The sequence below is a fragment of the Bacillus sp. YP1 genome (assembly GCF_000877815.1).
Taxonomy (GTDB): Bacteria; Bacillota; Bacilli; order Bacillales; family Bacillaceae; genus Bacillus; species Bacillus subtilis.
Map to the genome: position 1 here is coordinate 33,410 of NZ_CP010014.1, position 18,301 is coordinate 51,710.

Genomic DNA, 18,301 nt, shown 5'->3' on the forward strand with positions numbered 1-18,301 from the left:
TGTCTGAACACCCTTTTCTTATGATATTTGTTTGTTGTGCGTGTCAGTCTTTGTGTCTGAAACCGGCCAGCACTCAATGCCATTATGGTTTTTGAGCACATCTTTATAAAAGACCGGATCCTTGCCTGCTTTCTTCTGGCGTGTATAGTCTTTCAGCGCCGTAAAAACGACCTTTGATAGTAAGAAAATCGCGATTAAATTCACGACGACCATCAAACCCATGAACAAATCAGCAAGATCCCAGACGAGCTGGACTTTGGCAACACAGCCAAACACGATCATTGCCAGCACGCCGATACGGTAGACAAAAATCAGTTTTTTGCTTTTGTTCAAAAAGCCGATATTGGTTTCGCCATAATAATAGTTTCCGATTAAAGCACAGAATCCGAATAACAAAATCAGAATGGCGAGAAAGCCTGATGCCCATGATCCGACATGGGAGCTGAGAGAGGCTTGTGTCAAGGCGATTCCGCTCAGACCCGGAGTATGGTAGGCATCCGAAAACAGGATGATAAAGGCGGTGCTTGTACAAATGACCAGTGTATCTGTCAGTACACCAAAAGCTTGGATCAGCCCCTGTTTGACGGGATGGCTTGTTGTGGCGGTGGCAGCGGCATTCGGTGCGCTTCCCATTCCCGCTTCGTTTGAAAAGATTCCCCGTCTGACGCCTTGCATGAGTGCCGCGCCCAAAGCCCCGCCGGCGGCCTGGTCAAAACCAAACGCATTTTTCACGATTAGCGCAAGCACACCTGGCAGCTGCGTAATGTTGGAGAAAATGACGAAAAACGCAACTCCAATATACAGGACAGCCAATACGACGACAATGGATTCAGCCAGCTTTGCAATGCGCTTGACTCCGCCAAAAATAATCGTGCCGAATACAGCAATTAAAATGAGTCCCAATGTCAGGCGGTTTGTGCCAAACGCGTTTTCAAAGGCAAGGCTGACTGTATTGGATTGAACCGAGTTGAAGACGATACCGAACGATAAGGGGATTAACACAGCGAACAGCGCGCCCATCCACCTTTTGTTCAGCCCTTTTTCCATGTAATACGCCGGCCCGCCGCGGAAGCCGTTTACATCTTTTACTTTATAAATCTGAGCCAGTGTGCTTTCCACAAAGCTGGATGCTGATCCGATAATAGCGATAATCCACATCCAGAAGATTGCACCGGGCCCGCCGAGTGCAATGGCGATGGCAATGCCCGTAATATTTCCCGTTCCGACACGGGCCGCCATGCTGATGCAAAAGGCTTGAAACGGAGAAATGCTGTTTTTTGACCGGGAAGCAGCACCTTCTCTTAATACCCTGACCATTTCTTTCAGCATGCGAACCTGTAAAAACTTAAGCCTGAACGTAAAATAGATTCCCAGAGAAAGGAGCAAAACAATTAATAGCTTTGACCACAAAAGATCATTTGCAATACCGACGATATGTTCCAGGATTTGCTGCATACAATCACCTCTTTTTTCATGTTTAAAAAATGCTGAGCTCCCACTCCTGCGCCATATGCTTCAGCAGCATACCGCCAGTGAGGCTGTTGCCGTATTCATCAATGGCAGGCCCGTAAATGCCGATGCCGCATCCGGATTGAAAAGGCTGTTCTCTTCTGGCACTTGGAGGCACCAGCGCCATGATGCCACCGGAGACGCCGCTTTTGGCCGGCACGCCGACAAACGCCGCATATTTGCCTGAAGCGTTGTACATGCCGCACGTCAGCATTAATGCCTTGGCCAATTTTGCCACATCTTTTGGAATCACCTGCTCGCGTCGAATCGGATGATACCCGTCATGAGCAAGGATCAGGCCGATCAACGCAATGTCTTCTGTGGTGCTCTCCATAGCGCATTGCTTCAAGTACACCTCAAGTGTTTCTTCTACGTCAGCTTCTAAAAAGTTTGTTTCTTTTAAATAGTAGGCCAGCGCTCTGTTGCGGTGGGCGGTTTCCCATTCAGAACGGAATACTTCCTCATGAATTCTCGGCCGTTTTCCTATCAAAGTTTCCATCACCGAGTAAAGAAACTCGAGCTTTTCGTATGCCGATTCTCCGGGAAGGATCGAAGCGATGGTGAGGGCGCCCGCGTTGATCATGGGATTGAAGGGCTTTCCCGGCTTGTTGATTTCGAGCCGAATAATTGAATTAAAGGCGTCACCTGTCGGCTCGACATCTACGCGGTCAAGCACATAGGGAATGCCGCGGCTCATGCAGGCGGCAATAAAGCTAATCACTTTTGAAATGCTTTGCAGGGTAAAAGAGACGTTCCAGTCGCCGGCGTGTATCATCGTTCCATCAGGCTCCAATACACAGATGCCGAGCTGTGAATCATTGACTTTTCCTAAAGCGGGGATATAGTTTGCGCTTTGTCCATTGGCGGCAAAAGGGCGATAGTATTCAACCCAATCATGAAGCTGTAACGCCGGGTTTATGTCTTTCTGGTGCTCTTTTATCAATTCTTTCATCGAATTCCTCCTCACTGATTTTTTCTTAAAGGACTGAGGTGTATCAAAACGAAGGCTAAGGGGGCGTTAAACGCTTTCATAATAGCGGAAGGTATAATTACTGTATAATGGAGACTACAGAATCATACAAAATACGACAAAAACATTTTGAAAATAAGCAGTAAGATTTATAAAAACCTCATGTTCTGGGTCAAAAGCAATTTGCAGGTTTTCTCCCGATTCCCCAAAATTAAAAGCGAGGATGTGATCAACATAAAACTGGAACGGTTTATTGAAAAAGACGGATATATATTGGCCCTCATGCTGATTACGGTGCCGCTGGCCGGTGAACTGAAATTTTATCCCCTCAATGAAGAATTCCGGGTCAGCTTTGGGGCACCGGTTTTTTTCTTCTTTTTATCATTGTTGCGGCATGTGCCCGCTGTGCTGCCGGGTTTTCTGACTGGAGCGGCTGTTTTCATCTTTCGCGTCTTTCTGGAATTATGGGGCGGAGGACACAATGGACTGACTCCGATTCTGTATGATCAAGCGTCTGGCTTTTTCTTTTATATGACTTATGCCTGTCTGTTTTCCATATTAAAGGCCAATCGTTTCCGTGAACGGCCGATTATGCTCGGTTTCATTGGGTTTATGATTGAAGTTGTGTCAGATTGTGTCGAGCTGGCTGTGCAATTTCTCATTTTTCATACGGTTGTCACGCCTGAGAAAATCACTGACATTGCGGTGATTGCGATTTCTCACACATTTATTGTGATGAGCTTTTATAGTGTGCTGAAGCTATATGAAACACAATCGAGAGAAAAACAGACAAGGCAGCAGCACGAGCACATGCTGATGATCGTTTCCAATTTATATGAAGAAACGGTGCACCTAAAAAAGACATTGAAAACGACAGAGAAAGTGACAAACGATTCGTATCAGCTCTATCGGGAAATGAAGGGCAAGGATGTTCAGCTGAGCGGCAGAATCCTGAGACTGGCCGGAGAAATTCATGAAGTGAAAAAGGACAACCAGCGGATATTCGCAGGGCTTTCAAAACTGATTTCGAATGAGAGTTTGAGAGATTATATGAGGGCTTCTGATTTGCTGCAGCTCGTGATTCGAATGAATGAAAAGTACGCTGAAGCACTAGGGAAGCAGATTGATTTTTACTGCTCGATCGAGGGAGAGCATGACGAATATCACGTATTTATCGTGCTTTCGATCATTAATAATCTAACAGCAAATGCGGTAGAGGCTATGGATGAAGAGGGAATGGTCAGCCTGAGGCTCCGTAAGCCAAATGAGAGTATGGTAGAATTCCAGGTGGAAGACAATGGCCCAGGGATTTCCGAGAAAATCGGAGACATTGTGTTTGACCCGGGCTTTACTTCAAAATATGACGAATTTGGCACGCCTTCTACAGGTATCGGACTTTCCTACGTAAAGGAAATCGTGACAGAGCTAGAAGGGGATATCACGTTTGATAATCAGCAGCGGGGAGTGGTGTTTGCCATCAGGCTGCCTGTCCGGCATTTGATTCAGAAAGGGTGAACCGAAAGCTATGCGTTTTTTTATTGCAGATGATGACCGTGCGGTGCGGTCAATTTTAAGGCAGATCATTGAGGACGAAGATCTCGGGGAAGCTGCTGGTGAAGCTGACGACGGAAGCCAAGTGGAAGGGCATATGCTGCAATTTAAGCAGATTGATATTTTATTAATCGATCTGTTAATGCCCGGAAGAGACGGCATTGAGACGATTCGTCAGATCCAGAATACGTACTCCGGCAAAATCGTAATGATCTCTCAAGTGGAGGCGAAGGAAATGGTCGGGGAAGCGTACTCGCTCGGCATCGAATATTTTATCCATAAGCCGATTAACCGCATTGAAATTGTCACGGTTCTCCAAAAGGTGAAGGAGCGGATCGAGCTTGAACACTCGATTGGAGCCATCCAGCATTCTCTAAGCCGGCTTGTCAATCGGACTGAACGGAAAGCGCGTCCCCAGCAGAAGAGTGACAGCGGTTTAAAAGAGGCAGGAACATTCCTGTTGTCCGAGCTGGGCATGATGGGAGAAGGCGGCGCACATGATCTCATGGCGGTCCTGCAGTATTTAGCAGAACACGAGCAATCCGAGCCGCACGAAAAACAAAGCCCTTCGTTAAAACAAATATTCACCCAAGTAGCGGTACGGAAGCTGGGGACAGGGGCCTCACAAACGGACGTCAATCGCGAAATGAAAGCCTCGGAGCAGCGTATCCGCAGAGCGATTATTCATTCGCTGCACCATTTTGCTTCACTGGGCACAACTGATTTTTCGAATCCAAAATTTGAAACCTATGCATCGAAATTCTTTGATTTTCCGGTTGTCAGCCAGAAAATGAAAGAACTCCAATCCAAGGATGCAAAACCCCTTGCACCTGCTAGAATAAATATGAAAAAATTCATCCACGTGTTTTTTTTGGAAGCAAAGCTTTTGCATGAGACGATGAAACAAAGAAGGATATAAACCAAACAGCCGGCTGACCAGGCTGTTTTTTTGCTGCGCAGAATCCCGGCCGGACAGTGATTTGCCGCTTTTTTATAAAATATCAGAAAATAAAGATATTGACTTATTGTTTATTTGTCTTACAATTAAACAAAAGGATATATGGGGAAGGAGCGGATGTGAAAGAAAAATTAATAAAAGCGCTTACAGATAGAGGCTGTATACACAAATAACAGGAGGTTATGTTGATGAGCCGTATCAGAAAAGCACCCGCTGGAATTTTAGGTTTTCCGGTTGCTCCTTTTAACACACAAGGAAAACTGGAGGAAGAAGCTCTTTTTCAAAACATTGAGTTTTTGCTGAATGAGGGCTTGGAAGCGATATTTATCGCTTGCGGGTCTGGTGAATTCCAATCTCTCAGCCAGAAGGAATATGAGCAAATGGTGGAAGTCGCAGTCTCGGCAGCCGGAGGAAAGGTGCCGGTCTACACGGGGGTGGGCGGCAACCTCAGCACAGCGCTTGATTGGGCGCAGCTGTCGGAGAAAAAAGGCGCCGACGGCTACTTGATTCTGCCTCCGTATTTGGTGCATGGCGAACAGGAGGGGCTGTACCAGTATGCGAAAACGATTATTGAAAGCACTGACTTGAACGCGATTCTTTATCAGCGCGATAACGCAGTTCTCTCTGTTGAACAGATCAAACGTCTGACCGAATGTGAACAGCTTGTCGGTGTCAAAGACGGGGTAGGAAATATGGATTTGAATATCAACCTCGTCTATACGATCGGCGACCGCTTGGGATGGCTCAACGGAATGCCGATGGCTGAAGTGACGATGCCGGCATATCTGCCGATCGGGTTCCACTCTTACTCTTCAGCGATTTCAAATTATATCCCGCATATTTCGCGAATGTTCTATGATGCATTGAAAAACGGAAATGACGAGCTTGTGAAGGAACTCTATCGGCATGTGATTCTGCCGATCAACGACATTCGCAAACAACGAAAAGGCTACGCCGTATCCTTGATTAAAGCCGGTATGGAAATCATGGGTTTGAATGTAAGGAATACAGCCAGACCGCCTGTCGGCCCGGTTGAAAAAGATCATTATCAGCAATTGGAAGCAATTTTGAAGCAGGCGGCTGACCGTTTTCCGAAAAAAGCCGCGACGGTTTGACCAGAAAAAACACGAAAGGGGCAATGGGCATGTCTGTGATCACGGAACAAAACACGTACCTCAACTTTATTAAAGGAGAGTGGGTTAAGTCTCAATCAGGCGATATGGTCAAGGTCGAAAACCCTGCCGATGTGAATGATATTGTCGGATATGTACAGAATTCAACGGCTGAAGATGTGGAACGTGCCGTCGCCGCCGCCAATGAAGCCAAAACGGCTTGGAGAAAGCTGACGGGTGCCGAGCGCGGCCAATACTTATACAAAACAGCGGATATCATGGAGCAGCGCTTGGAGGAAATCGCCGCCTGTGCAACGCGTGAAATGGGTAAAACATTGCCGGAAGCGAAGGGAGAAACAGCCCGGGGGATTGCCATTCTGCGCTATTACGCCGGAGAGGGCATGCGAAAAACGGGTGACGTCATTCCGTCTACTGACAAAGACGCGCTCATGTTTACCACCCGTGTTCCGCTCGGTGTGGTCGGCGTGATTTCTCCGTGGAACTTCCCAGTGGCGATTCCGATTTGGAAAATGGCGCCGGCATTGGTATACGGCAATACCGTTGTCATCAAACCGGCGACAGAAACAGCTGTGACATGCGCGAAGATCATTGCCTGCTTTGAGGAAGCGGGGCTCCCGGCAGGGGTCATCAATTTGGTGACAGGCCCGGGTTCTGTTGTCGGGCAGGGGCTTGCTGAGCATGACGGTGTAAACGCCGTTACGTTTACCGGTTCAAATCAAGTCGGAAAAATCATCGGGCAAGCCGCTTTAGCGAGGGGAGCTAAGTACCAGCTTGAGATGGGCGGCAAAAACCCTGTCATCGTAGCTGATGACGCTGACCTTGAAGCTGCGGCTGAAGCTGTCATAACGGGGGCCTTCCGTTCAACCGGCCAGAAATGCACCGCGACAAGCCGTGTCATTGTACAAAGCGGAATTTATGAGCGCTTTAAAGAAAAACTGCTCCAGCGCACAAAAGATATTACAATCGGAGACAGCTTAAAAGAGGATGTCTGGATGGGACCGATTGCCAGCAAGAATCAGTTAGATAACTGCCTGTCATACATTGAGAAAGGCAAACAGGAGGGGGCTTCCCTTTTAATAGGAGGAGAAAAGCTGGAGAACGGAAAGTATCAAAACGGCTATTATGTTCAGCCTGCCATCTTTGACAATGTGACATCTGAGATGACAATTGCCCAGGAGGAAATTTTCGGTCCGGTGATCGCCTTGATCAAGGTGGACTCGATGGAGGAGGCGCTGAACATTGCCAATGATGTAAAGTTCGGTTTAAGTGCATCCATCTTCACGGAAAACATCGGCCGAATGCTTTCTTTCATTGATGAAATCGATGCCGGGCTGGTTCGGATCAATGCAGAAAGCGCAGGTGTTGAGCTGCAGGCGCCTTTTGGCGGCATGAAGCAGTCGAGCTCCCACTCCCGAGAACAGGGTGAGGCAGCGAAGGACTTTTTCACAGCGATCAAAACCGTTTTTGTGAAGCCGTAATGGTGCTGGAAAGAGACGTGCGTCTCTTTCCCGGCTTTATCACAGCCAGCATATGATTCTCTACTTTGAAAAGGAGAAGATACTATGAAAAAAGACTTTGCGAATGTTACACCGGCGGGCAAAAAAACGTCCGTGCGCTGGTTCATCGTGTTTATGCTGTTTCTTGTAACCTCTATTAACTACGCGGATCGAGCGACGCTTTCCATCACCGGAGATTCCGTCCAGCATGATTTGGGATTGGACTCGGTCGCCATGGGATATGTCTTTTCTGCCTTTGGCTGGGCCTATGTCATCGGACAGCTTCCGGGCGGCTGGCTGCTGGACCGTTTTGGTTCAAAGACTATCATTGCGTTAAGCATCTTTTTCTGGTCGTTTTTTACGCTGCTGCAAGGGGCGATTGGCTTTTTCTCCGCCGGCACAGCGATTATCCTGCTGTTTGCACTGCGTTTTCTGGTTGGTTTATCAGAAGCGCCTTCATTTCCCGGAAACGGCAGAGTTGTTGCCTCATGGTTTCCAAGCTCCGAGCGCGGGACAGCTTCAGCCTTTTTTAATTCAGCACAATACTTCGCAATCGTCATTTTTTCTCCTTTAATGGGCTGGCTTACCCACTCTTTCGGCTGGCATTCCGTTTTCGTTGTCATGGGTATTGCAGGCATTCTTCTGGCTGTCATCTGGCTAAAAACGGTGTATGAACCGAAAAAACATCCGAAGGTTAATGAAGCTGAGCTTGCGTACATCGAACAGGGCGGCGGGCTGATTTCCATGGATGACAGTAAAAGCAAACAAGAAACAGAATCGAAATGGCCGTATATCAAACAGCTGTTAACGAACCGCATGCTGATTGGTGTGTACATCGCGCAATACTGTATTACGACTCTCACCTATTTCTTTCTCACATGGTTTCCGGTATATTTGGTTCAGGCCCGCGGCATGTCTATTCTTGAAGCTGGGTTTGTCGCTTCCCTGCCGGCGCTGTGCGGATTTGCCGGCGGCGTCCTTGGGGGCATTGTGTCAGACATCTTGCTCAAAAAAGGCCGTTCACTGACCTTTGCAAGAAAAGTGCCAATCATTGCCGGCATGCTGCTGTCTTGCAGTATGATTGTCTGCAACTATACAGATTCAGCGTGGCTTGTCGTTGTTATTATGTCGCTCGCGTTTTTCGGAAAAGGCTTCGGCGCATTGGGCTGGGCTGTCGTGTCGGACACGTCTCCGAAAGAATGTGCAGGATTAAGCGGCGGTTTGTTCAACACTTTCGGCAATATTGCCTCGATTACAACACCGATTATTATCGGATACATTGTTAATGCCACTGGATCTTTTAATGGCGCGCTTGTGTTTGTCGGCGCTAACGCGATTGCGGCGATCCTCAGCTATTTGCTGCTGGTCGGGCCGATCAAACGGGTCGTGTTAAAGAAACAAGAACAAGACCCCGATCAATCGTTGCCTGTCTAATATTTATGAAAGCGCTTTATAAAGGGAGGAAAATGCATGAGTTCACCGATACAAGAGCAGGTTCAAAAAGAGAAAAGATCGAATATTCCCTCAATTACTGAAATGAAGGTGATTCCTGTTGCGGGACATGACAGCATGCTGCTGAATCTAAGCGGAGCGCACAGCCCGTTTTTTACCCGGAATATCGTAATCTTAACGGACAGCAGCGGAAATCAGGGAGTCGGCGAGGTGCCTGGCGGAGAGCATATTCGCCGCACACTGGAGCTTTCAGAGCCGCTTGTTGTCGGAAAATCTATCGGTGCGTACCAAGCGATATTGCAAACGGTCAGAAAGCAGTTTGGCGATCAGGACAGGGGAGGGCGAGGAAACCAGACGTTTGATTTGCGCACCACTGTGCACGCCGTCACCGCACTGGAAGCGGCTTTGTTAGATTTGCTTGGAAAGTTTCTTCAGGAACCGGTCGCGGCTTTGCTGGGCGAAGGGAAGCAGCGTGATGAAGTAAAAATGCTCGGCTACCTCTTTTATATCGGCGACCGAAAGCGGACGACCTTGCCGTATCAAAGCGATGAGCAGTCAGATTGTGCGTGGTTCCGTCTGCGCCATGAGGAAGCGCTGACGCCGGAGGCCATTGTGCGTCTTGCCGAATCCGCACAGGAGCGCTATGGCTTTCAGGATTTCAAGTTGAAAGGCGGGGTGCTGCGGGGAGAAGAGGAAATCGAAGCTGTTACCGCATTATCGAAACGTTTTCCAGAGGCAAGGATCACTCTTGATCCGAACGGGGCATGGTCATTAGAGGAAGCTATTGCATTATGCAAAGGAAAGCAAGATGTGCTCGCGTATGCGGAAGATCCGTGCGGGGATGAGAATGGCTACTCCGCTCGTGAAGTAATGGCTGAATTCCGCCGCGCGACAGGGCTTCCGACTGCGACAAATATGATTGCGACTGACTGGCGGGAAATGGGTCACGCGATTCAGCTCCATGCGGTCGATATACCGCTGGCTGATCCGCATTTTTGGACGATGCAAGGGTCGGTGCGGGTTGCGCAAATGTGCCATGATTGGGGTTTGACATGGGGCTCGCACTCCAACAACCACTTTGATATTTCCCTTGCGATGTTTACCCATGTGGCAGCAGCGGCTCCGGGGCGGATCACGGCGATTGATACCCATTGGATCTGGCAGGACGGGCAGCGATTAACGAAACAGCCTTTTGAGATTTCTTCTGGCTGTGTCAAGGTGCCGGATAAGCCTGGACTAGGCGTCGATATTGATATGGAACAAGTGGAAAAAGCGCATGAGATCTATCGGAAAATGAATTTAGGCGCACGGAATGACGCGATCCCAATGCAGTTCCTGATCAGCAACTGGGAATTTGACCGGAAGCGCCCGTGTCTTGTGCGATAAGTTTGATTGTAAATATTGTCATATCCGCTATTTTGTCTTACAATTGAACAACTGAAGGGAGAGTTGTTCGTGTACGAAGGTTTAGAGGATTTGAAAGTCGATACAGTCAATCGGAAAACATTAGCCAAGCAGGTCATCGAACGGATTGTCCATTTATTATCGAGCGGACAGTTGAGGGCCGGAGACAAATTGCCGACAGAAATGGAACTGATGGACATTTTGCATGTCAGCAGGCCTGTGCTTCGGGAGGCACTCAGTTCACTTGAAACGCTGGGCGTCATTACGAGAAAAACACGAGGGGGCACATATTTCAACGATAAAATCGGCATACAGCCGTTTTCCGTCATGCTTGCCTTGGCCACTGATAATCTTCCGGCTATCATTGAAGCGCGGATGGCGCTAGAACTCGGACTCGTGACAATTGCCGCGGAAAAAATCAATGAGGAAGAGCTTCAGCGTTTGCAGAAGACGATCGACGATATTGCCAACAGCACTGACAATCTTTATGGTGAAGCGGATAAAGAGTTCCATCGAATTATTGCGTTAAGCGCCAATAACCCCGTCGTTGAAGGGATGATTCAGTCCCTGCTGATCACCCATGCGAAAATTGACAGCCAAATTCCGTACAGGGAGAGAGATGTAACGGTCGAATATCACAAAAAAATCTACGACGCCCTTGCCAAAAGAGATCCGTACAAAGCACATTACCACATGTATGAGCATCTGAAATTTGTCCGTGACAAAATTCTAAAAGGAATGGATGAAAAATAATGGTGAGCAACCGCAGTTGAAACGTAAGAGCTGCGGTTTTTTTAAACCAATTTAGAAAACGCTTACTAAAATATGAGGAGTGATTTTCATATGGCGATGAACCTCAGGAAGAACCAAGCCCCCCTTTACATCAAAGTGCATGAAATAGATAACACCGCGATTATTGTAAATGATGGAGGACTGCCAAAGGGCACTGTTTTCTCATGCGGGCTCGTACTTGAAGAGGATGTTCCTCAAGGCCATAAGGTGGCCCTCACCGATCTCAATCAAGGGGACGAGATCGTGCGTTACGGAGAGGTGATCGGATTTGCTGATGAGACGATCAAACGCGGGAGCTGGATACGGGAAGACCTCGTGAGAATGCCCGCTCCTCCGGCGTTAGACGATCTTCCTCTTGCAAATAGAGTGCCGCAGCCGCGGCCGTCTCTTGAAGGCTATACGTTTGAAGGATATCGAAATGCGGATGGCAGTACGGGGACAAAAAATATTCTCGGCATCACGACAAGTGTTCAATGTGTTGTTGGCGTTTTGGATTATGCAGTCAAACGAATAAAAGAAGAGCTGCTGCCGAAATACCCAAATGTCGATGACGTTGTGCCGCTGCATCATCAATACGGATGCGGCGTGGCGATCAATGCGCCCGACGCTGTCATTCCGATCCGCACGATTCAAAATCTTGCGAAGCATCCGAACTTCGGCGGAGAAGTAATGGTAATCGGATTAGGATGTGAAAAGCTCCTCCCGGAAAGAATTGCCTCCGAAAATGGTGATGACATTCTATCGCTCCAGGATCACCGAGGTTTTGCGGCGATGATTCAATCCATTTTGGAAATGGCGGAGGAACGGTTAATCAGGCTGAACAGCAGAACCCGGGTGTCATGCCCTGTTTCGGATCTGGTTATCGGCCTGCAATGCGGCGGCAGTGATGCGTTTTCCGGCGTGACGGCGAACCCTGCCGTGGGGTATGCGGCTGATTTATTGGTTCGCGCAGGTGCAACGGTTTTGTTTTCTGAAGTGACAGAGGTGCGGGATGCCATTCATTTATTAACGCCGCGGGCTGTCAGTGAAGAGGTCGGACAATCGCTGATCAAAGAGATGAAGTGGTATGACAGCTATCTTCGGCGGGGAGACGCAGACCGTAGCGCAAACCCGTCACCAGGCAATAAAAAAGGCGGATTATCCAATGTGGTGGAAAAAGCGTTAGGCTCGGTAGCGAAATCAGGCACAAGCCCCATCTCCGGCGTGCTCGGCCCTGGTGAAAGAGCAAAGCAAAAAGGCCTGCTGTTCGCGGCGACACCGGCAAGCGATTTTGTGTGCGGCACCCTGCAGCTGGCTGCGGGCATGAATTTGCAGGTGTTTACGACAGGGAGAGGAACACCATATGGCCTGGCTGCTGCGCCGGTTCTGAAAGTATCGACTCGGCATTCCTTATCAGAGCATTGGGCTGATTTAATCGATATCAATGCCGGCCGAATCGCGACAGGAGAGGCCAGTATCGAAGACGTAGGCTGGGAAATCTTCAGGACGATTTTGGATGTGGCAAGCGGCCGCAAACAAACGTGGGCAGACCGTTGGGGTCTCCATAATGATTTGTGCTTGTTTAATCCTGCTCCAGTGACTTGATTCATGTTTTTATAGCGGAAAGATGGAATATGCTGTAAAATGAAAATCAGCGTATAGGAAACGGAGGGGTTACAGCATGGCATTCATTAGATTCCGAGTGACACGAATTCAATAGTGAACAACTCTCGCCTGAATGCGAGAGAATCGGGATGAATCCGCCTATGTATGAGCCCTTACATGATTATCAAAAAAGAGGGTGGCGTGCCTGCCCTTTTTTGTGCCTTCAAGCATCCCTTCTCTCTACTGCAGGCCGGAGCATGAGAAAGGGGAAATGGGATGACAAACCTTAACGAAAAACAGCTTATCACTGAGATTGTCGGGCTTGCACGCAGCCAAGGTTTGACGGTTCATTCTGAGAACGCGCAATTGAATGAAACCGGAATGGACTTTCAAGTTGTATTTGCCAAGGACGACACAGGTATGCCATGGGTGCTGCGAAAACCGCGGCGAAGTGATGTTGTGGAAAGAGCATCTGCAGAAGGCATAACGCTTGCCTTTCTCCGCGCGAATCTGACTGCTGATGTGCCGGATTGGAGAATTCATACACCGGAATTGATCGCTTACCCAATGTTAAAAGGAACGCCGGCTGCTGGAATTGACTTGGAACAAAAGCAATATGTATGGAATATGGATCATCAGCCGCCGTCAGACGACTTTGTCCGCACACTTGCCGACATACTGGCTGAATTACATGGCACGGATCAAATATCTGCTGGGCAATCCGGAATAGAAGTGATAAGGCCAGAAGATTTCAGGCAAATGACAGCAGACTCTATGGTTGATGTGAAGAATAAGCTTGGCGTATCTACGACGCTTTGGGAAAGATGGCAAAAGTGGATAGATGATGATGCATACTGGCCGGGTTTCTCTTCTTTGATACACGGCGATCTCCACCCGCCGCATATCCTTATCGATCAAAATGGACGTGTCACAGGACTTCTGGATTGGACAGAAGCGAAGGTTGCTGACCCAGCCAAGGATTTTGTTCTTTATCAAACCATTTTCGGAGAAAAAGAAACTGCCCGTTTGCTTGAATACTATGATCAAGCAGGCGGCCGAATATGGGCAAAAATGCAGGAACACATTTCAGAGATGCAGGCGGCGTATCCGATGGAAATCGCCAAGCTAGCTCTGCAAACACAGCAGGAGGAACACATCAATATGGCGCTGGAAGCACTTGGCGTACCATCGGATTAAAAATTGACTTCTGTAAATTAACAGAGTATTATAAAATTTATTAACAAAAGAGCGGATCAACAATCGTGAGGAAGAGTAAGTACGCATCAGAATGGAGGTTCAGAGAGTCGGTGGCAGGTGTGAACCGATCCTCCCCTGATGTCGAATGGGCTTCTGAAATGCTTTGCTGAACGGATAGTAGGCGATGCCGGGTTTCTCTCCCCGTTACCAAGAGAGGAGTATCGAAACATAGGTTTTCTGTACTTAGAGTGAACGGCTGTATAGCTGTTAATAAAGGTGGTACCGCGAGACCCTCGTCCTTTGCATAGGACGGGGGTTTTTTGTGTTTCTTAAAGGAGGTGACGGCCAATGGACGATGGCTGGTGGTGGCATAGCAGATGAGTTAGAAAGGAGGATATCAAATGATCATTGCAACTGATGATCTTGAGGTCGCATGTCCTAAATGTGAAAGAGCGGGAGAAATCGAAGGAACACCTTGCCCGGCCTGCAGCGGAAAAGGTGTTATTCTGACTGCTCAAGGATATACGCTTCTGGATTTTATCCAAAAGCATTTGAATAAGTAAAGGAGAAAAGCTGAGCTGAGATGAGAGCAGAAGAGCAGAGTAAGATTCGTGAGGCCGCAGCAGGTACGATTTTTTTGCTGATCGGAACAGTTTGTTTTGCGTCTAAATCGATTTGGATAAAATGGGCATACCAAATGGGTGCTGAGCCAGATGCCGTGCTGCTATACAGGCAGCTGCTGGCTGTTCCGCTGTTTTGGCTGATTTTTTTAATATACCGACCTCCAATGCCAGACGGTAAGAAAAAAGGAGACCTATGGAAGGCTTGTGGCGCGGGAGTGTTTTGTTTTTTTCTGTCTCCCTTGCTTGATTTTATCGGGCTGAACCATGTATCCGCAATGGTTGAACGTATATTGCTGATGAGCTATCCGTTGTTTGTGTTTGGATTCGCCGCGTGTCGTGACCGGAAAATGTCTTCAATTCAGGACCTTTTCGCAGTTCTGGCGGTCATGTTTGGGCTTTTCTTGGCGCTGGGCGGCTGGAATGCTGAGCTTTTCCAGGCGAATATGATTGGAGCTGTATTCATTTTGTTATCTTCGGCCGTCTATGCTGGTTATCTTGTCCTTTCCGGGCATCTCGTCCATCAAATCGGGGGGATCCGTCTCAATGCATACGGGATGACAGCTGCTGGAGCTGCCATGATGCTTTACACAGGGATAAAATCGGCGGCTGGCATGAATACGCCAATGGCAGCATATCCGCTTTCTATGTATGGTTTGTTCGCGGTAATTGCAGTCGTAACCACTGTGATTCCATTTGTGCTAATGCTTGAGGGCATAAGACGAATCGGGGCACAGCGAGCCGCCGCCATTTCAATGGCAGGGCCTGTCCTGACGATTTTCTATGGAGCTTTATTTCTCGGTGAACGGCTCGGGCTTATTCAAGTCATTGGATGCGCTGCCGTATTCTTTGTCATTACGGGCATGGAATACAGGAAGCTGAAAACAGGAAAAAAAGAATAATTTTTATAAAACACACACGTTTTTCAATTACAATAAGTGTAATTACGTGTGTGTTTTTTGATTTTGTAAAGGTTAGGTGAGAAGATGCAGCGCATATTGCTTGTAGAAGACGACCACTCAATCAGTGAAATGGTGGATCATTATTTAACAAAAGAAGGCTTTGGAATTGTGTATGCTTTCGACGGAGAAGAGGGCATACGGCTGTTTCAGCAGGGTTCATACGATTTGGTCCTCCTTGATATCATGCTCCCGAAGCTGAACGGCATGGATTTTCTGAAAATCATCCGGGAAAAAAGCAATATACCGGTCTTAATGATTTCGGCAAAAGATGGAGATGTGGACAAGGCATTGGGACTGGGCTTTGGGGCGGACGATTATATCGCCAAACCGTTTTCGATGATTGAGCTGACAGCCAGAGTAAAAGCCGCGATACGGCGGGCGACGCAATATTCGGCAGAGGAGCTGGCTGTGAATAAGGTGATCCGGATTCACCAGCTGGCGATAGATGTAGACAATGTTTCCGTTTTGAAAAACGGAGAACCGCTCCAGCTGACGTCAACAGAATGGCAGCTGCTGTGCTTATTCGCATCAAATCCTAAAAAAGTGTTTACGAAAGAACAAATCTACCGTTCCGTTTGGAATGAAGAGTACTTTGATGATCAGAACATCATTAACGTACATATGCGGCGGCTCAGAGAAAAGATTGAGGATGACCCCTCCTCCCCTCAATATATTAAAACGCTATGGGGCATCGGTTATAAATTAGGAGAGTTTTAGAATGACAGTGCTATGGGTGGCCGCTGTCATCGCTCTGGCGTGTCTGAATGTGATTCAATTCATAATGAAAAAGAAGCGGGACGGGAATCTGGCTTACACGGCTGACCAGCTTAGCTACATGCTCAGCCGGGATTCGGCAGGACAAATTTTGCTTCCTACAGACGATCATTCGCTCAAAGGCTTGCTTGTTAACATCAATCTTATCGTTGAGAATCGTCAGCAGATCAGCGCCCAATTTGCCAAAACAGAGCAATCCATGAAGCGGATGCTGACCAATATGTCGCACGACCTGAAAACGCCGTTAACGGTCATTCTCGGTTATATCGAAGCCATTCAAAGTGACCCGAACATGCCGGACGAAGAGCGGGAAAGATTGCTGGAGAAGCTCCGCCAGAAAACAAATGAACTTATTCAGATGATCAATTCCTTTTTTGATTTAGCGAAATTAGAATCTGAAGATAAAGAGATCCCGATCACCAAAGTACATATGAACGACATATGCAAACGAAATATCCTGCACTATTATGACGCTGTTCAGTCAAAAGGCTTTCAAGCAGCCATCGATATCCCGGATACGCCGGTGTATGCGCAGGCGAATGAAGAGGCTCTGGACAGAATCCTGCAAAACCTATTGTCCAATGCGATTCAATATGGCGCGGCCGGCAAGTTAATCGGGCTGACGCTGTCTTATGATGAGAGGAACATCGCCATCACCGTATGGGATCGCGGAAAAGGGATTAGTGAAACCGATCAGCAGCGGGTGTTTGAGAGGCTGTACACACTTGAAGAATCCAGAAATAAAGCATTTCAAGGAAGCGGACTGGGTTTAACCATCACAAAACGGCTTACAGAAAAAATGGGAGGCACCATATCCGTCCAAAGCAAGCCGTACGAACGGACTGCATTTACGATCACATTGAAACGCATGACATATTAATCGTAAGAATTTCTTAAGGTTTGAGAAATAAAAATGACAGGGCTCGCCGTTACAATAGAAAACAGGAAAAGAGAGGGAAGGAGAAACAAAGTTGACTTATATCGTACAAACAAACGGGCTGACCAAAACGTATCAGGGCATAGAGGTCGTATCCAATGTCAGCATGCATATTAAAAAAGGTGAAATCTACGGCTTTCTCGGCCCGAACGGCGCGGGGAAAACAACCATTATGAAAATGCTGACGAGCCTTGTCAAACCGACAAGCGGTGAAATCATCATCCTTGGGAACAAGTTCACCCACACGTCATATGAGGTGCTGGGGAACATCGGCAGCATGATTGAATATCCGATTTTTTATGAAAACCTGACAGCTGAAGAAAATTTAGATCTGCATTGTGAATATATGGGATACCACAATAAAAAAGCCATACAAGAAGTGCTGGATATGGTGAATTTAAAACAAATCGACAAAAAACCTGTCAAAACCTTTTCCCTCGGGATGAAGCAGCGCCTTGGAATTGCGCGTGCCATCCTCACGAAGCCGGACCTGCTCATTCTGGATGAGCCGGTGAATGGTCTTGACCCTCTCGGCATTAAAAAGATCAGGCAATTGTTTCAAGTGCTGAGCAAAGAGTACGGGATGACACTGCTGATCTCAAGCCACCTGCTGGGTGAAATCGAACAAATCGCGGACACAATCGGCGTCATTCGGGACGGCAGGCTGCTTGAAGAGGTATCAATGGAGGATGTCAGGGACCAGAACACTGAATACATCGAGCTTGTTACATCGAATCAGACAAGGGCCTGCTTTGTGCTGGAGAAAGAGCTGCAATTAACCAACTTTAAAATATTAAATGAGAAAACGATTCGAATTTACGAGGCTGAAGCCTCTCAGGCTGCCATATCCAAAGCATTGATTTTAAATGATGTAGACATTGAATCAATGAACAAAAAGTATACGTCGCTGGAGGATTATTTTATCAAATTGATCAACGGCAATAGCATCAGTGCGTAAAGGA

Annotated in this window: 16 protein-coding genes and 1 other annotated feature; of the genes, 14 read left to right on the forward strand and 2 right to left on the reverse strand. The window is 47.6% G+C overall.

Annotation, left to right across the window (positions count from 1 at the left end):
- Positions 1–18 precede the first annotated feature (18 nt).
- A complete protein-coding gene (locus QF06_RS00165; protein WP_043940041.1) occupies positions 19–1,455 on the reverse strand; it encodes an alanine/glycine:cation symporter family protein in 1,437 nt (478 codons plus the stop codon).
- 22 nt (positions 1,456–1,477) lie between these two features.
- On the reverse strand, positions 1,478–2,461 hold the full coding sequence (locus tag QF06_RS00170; protein WP_032724836.1) for a glutaminase: 984 nt from the start codon (positions 2,459–2,461) through the stop codon (positions 1,478–1,480).
- Between the two features lie 300 nt (positions 2,462–2,761).
- Here QF06_RS00170 and glnK point away from each other — a divergent pair, with 300 nt between their 5' ends.
- From glnK to QF06_RS00240, 14 genes are all read left to right on the forward strand, one after another.
- Positions 2,762–3,994, forward strand: coding sequence for a two-component system sensor histidine kinase GlnK (gene glnK, locus QF06_RS00175; RefSeq protein ID WP_072692859.1), 1,233 nt, complete (start codon positions 2,762–2,764; stop codon positions 3,992–3,994).
- Between the two features lie 10 nt (positions 3,995–4,004).
- Positions 4,005–4,949 (forward strand): glutamine utilization two-component system response regulator GlnL, encoded by a 945-nt coding sequence (glnL, locus tag QF06_RS00180; protein WP_041850656.1) that lies wholly within the window; start codon positions 4,005–4,007, stop codon positions 4,947–4,949.
- A gap of 227 nt (positions 4,950–5,176) precedes the next feature.
- Positions 5,177–6,103, forward strand: coding sequence for a 5-dehydro-4-deoxyglucarate dehydratase (gene kdgD / locus QF06_RS00185; protein ID WP_003246372.1), 927 nt, complete (start codon positions 5,177–5,179; stop codon positions 6,101–6,103).
- A gap of 29 nt (positions 6,104–6,132) precedes the next feature.
- Positions 6,133–7,599, forward strand: coding sequence for an alpha-ketoglutaric semialdehyde dehydrogenase GucD (gucD, locus tag QF06_RS00190; protein WP_041850657.1), 1,467 nt, complete (start codon positions 6,133–6,135; stop codon positions 7,597–7,599).
- An 84-nt stretch (positions 7,600–7,683) separates the two neighbouring features.
- Positions 7,684–9,051 carry a glucarate transporter GudP gene (gene gudP, locus QF06_RS00195; RefSeq protein WP_014475680.1) on the forward strand — a complete coding sequence of 456 codons (1,368 nt, stop codon included), beginning with the start codon at positions 7,684–7,686 and terminating at the stop codon, positions 9,049–9,051.
- A 36-nt stretch (positions 9,052–9,087) separates the two neighbouring features.
- Positions 9,088–10,455, forward strand: coding sequence for a glucarate dehydratase (gudD, locus tag QF06_RS00200; protein WP_038427302.1), 1,368 nt, complete (start codon positions 9,088–9,090; stop codon positions 10,453–10,455).
- Between the two features lie 69 nt (positions 10,456–10,524).
- A complete protein-coding gene (locus QF06_RS00205) occupies positions 10,525–11,226 on the forward strand; it encodes a FadR/GntR family transcriptional regulator (protein WP_015715176.1) in 702 nt (233 codons plus the stop codon).
- A 90-nt stretch (positions 11,227–11,316) separates the two neighbouring features.
- Positions 11,317–12,849, forward strand: coding sequence for a galactarate dehydratase (gene garD / locus QF06_RS00210; RefSeq protein ID WP_015715177.1), 1,533 nt, complete (start codon positions 11,317–11,319; stop codon positions 12,847–12,849).
- 276 nt (positions 12,850–13,125) lie between these two features.
- Positions 13,126–14,046 (forward strand): macrolide 2'-phosphotransferase MphK, encoded by a 921-nt coding sequence (gene mphK / locus QF06_RS00215; RefSeq protein ID WP_015715178.1) that lies wholly within the window; start codon positions 13,126–13,128, stop codon positions 14,044–14,046.
- A gap of 56 nt (positions 14,047–14,102) precedes the next feature.
- Positions 14,103–14,350 (forward strand) — a binding site (T-box leader).
- A gap of 97 nt (positions 14,351–14,447) precedes the next feature.
- Positions 14,448–14,609: an anti-TRAP regulator gene (rtpA, locus tag QF06_RS00220; protein WP_015715179.1), complete on the forward strand. Its 162-nt coding sequence runs from the start codon at positions 14,448–14,450 to the stop codon at positions 14,607–14,609.
- Positions 14,610–14,629: 20 nt separating this feature from the next.
- The gene (locus QF06_RS00225) at positions 14,630–15,568 is read left to right on the forward strand and encodes a DMT family transporter (RefSeq protein WP_015715180.1); all 939 of its coding nucleotides are present in this window, start codon (positions 14,630–14,632) and stop codon (positions 15,566–15,568) included.
- A 96-nt stretch (positions 15,569–15,664) separates the two neighbouring features.
- On the forward strand, positions 15,665–16,345 hold the full coding sequence (gene ycbL, locus QF06_RS00230; protein ID WP_080332575.1) for a two-component system response regulator YcbL: 681 nt from the start codon (positions 15,665–15,667) through the stop codon (positions 16,343–16,345).
- A 1-nt stretch (position 16,346) separates the two neighbouring features.
- Positions 16,347–17,282 carry a two-component system sensor histidine kinase YcbM gene (ycbM, locus tag QF06_RS00235; RefSeq protein WP_015715182.1) on the forward strand — a complete coding sequence of 312 codons (936 nt, stop codon included), beginning with the start codon at positions 16,347–16,349 and terminating at the stop codon, positions 17,280–17,282.
- 91 nt (positions 17,283–17,373) lie between these two features.
- Positions 17,374–18,297: an ABC transporter ATP-binding protein gene (locus tag QF06_RS00240; RefSeq protein ID WP_015715183.1), complete on the forward strand. Its 924-nt coding sequence runs from the start codon at positions 17,374–17,376 to the stop codon at positions 18,295–18,297.
- Positions 18,298–18,301: the final 4 nt, after the last annotated feature.

Excerpts from the sequence above, each read along its gene's own strand:
- kdgD (WP_003246372.1), top strand. The coding sequence starts at position 5,177 with ATGAGCCGTATCAGAAAAGCACCCGCTGGAATTTTAGGTTTTCCGGTT.
- QF06_RS00225 (WP_015715180.1), top strand. The coding sequence starts at position 14,630 with ATGAGAGCAGAAGAGCAGAGTAAGATTCGTGAGGCCGCAGCAGGTACG.
- gucD (WP_041850657.1), top strand. The coding sequence starts at position 6,133 with ATGTCTGTGATCACGGAACAAAACACGTACCTCAACTTTATTAAAGGA.
- rtpA (WP_015715179.1), top strand. The coding sequence starts at position 14,448 with ATGATCATTGCAACTGATGATCTTGAGGTCGCATGTCCTAAATGTGAA.
- glnK (WP_072692859.1), top strand. The coding sequence starts at position 2,762 with ATGCTGATTACGGTGCCGCTGGCCGGTGAACTGAAATTTTATCCCCTC.
- glnL (WP_041850656.1), top strand. The coding sequence starts at position 4,005 with ATGCGTTTTTTTATTGCAGATGATGACCGTGCGGTGCGGTCAATTTTA.
- QF06_RS00170 (WP_032724836.1), bottom strand. The coding sequence starts at position 2,461 with ATGAAAGAATTGATAAAAGAGCACCAGAAAGACATAAACCCGGCGTTA.
- garD (WP_015715177.1), top strand. The coding sequence starts at position 11,317 with ATGGCGATGAACCTCAGGAAGAACCAAGCCCCCCTTTACATCAAAGTG.
- mphK (WP_015715178.1), top strand. The coding sequence starts at position 13,126 with ATGACAAACCTTAACGAAAAACAGCTTATCACTGAGATTGTCGGGCTT.
- gudD (WP_038427302.1), top strand. The coding sequence starts at position 9,088 with ATGAGTTCACCGATACAAGAGCAGGTTCAAAAAGAGAAAAGATCGAAT.
- gudP (WP_014475680.1), top strand. The coding sequence starts at position 7,684 with ATGAAAAAAGACTTTGCGAATGTTACACCGGCGGGCAAAAAAACGTCC.
- QF06_RS00165 (WP_043940041.1), bottom strand. The coding sequence starts at position 1,455 with ATGCAGCAAATCCTGGAACATATCGTCGGTATTGCAAATGATCTTTTG.
- ycbM (WP_015715182.1), top strand. The coding sequence starts at position 16,347 with ATGACAGTGCTATGGGTGGCCGCTGTCATCGCTCTGGCGTGTCTGAAT.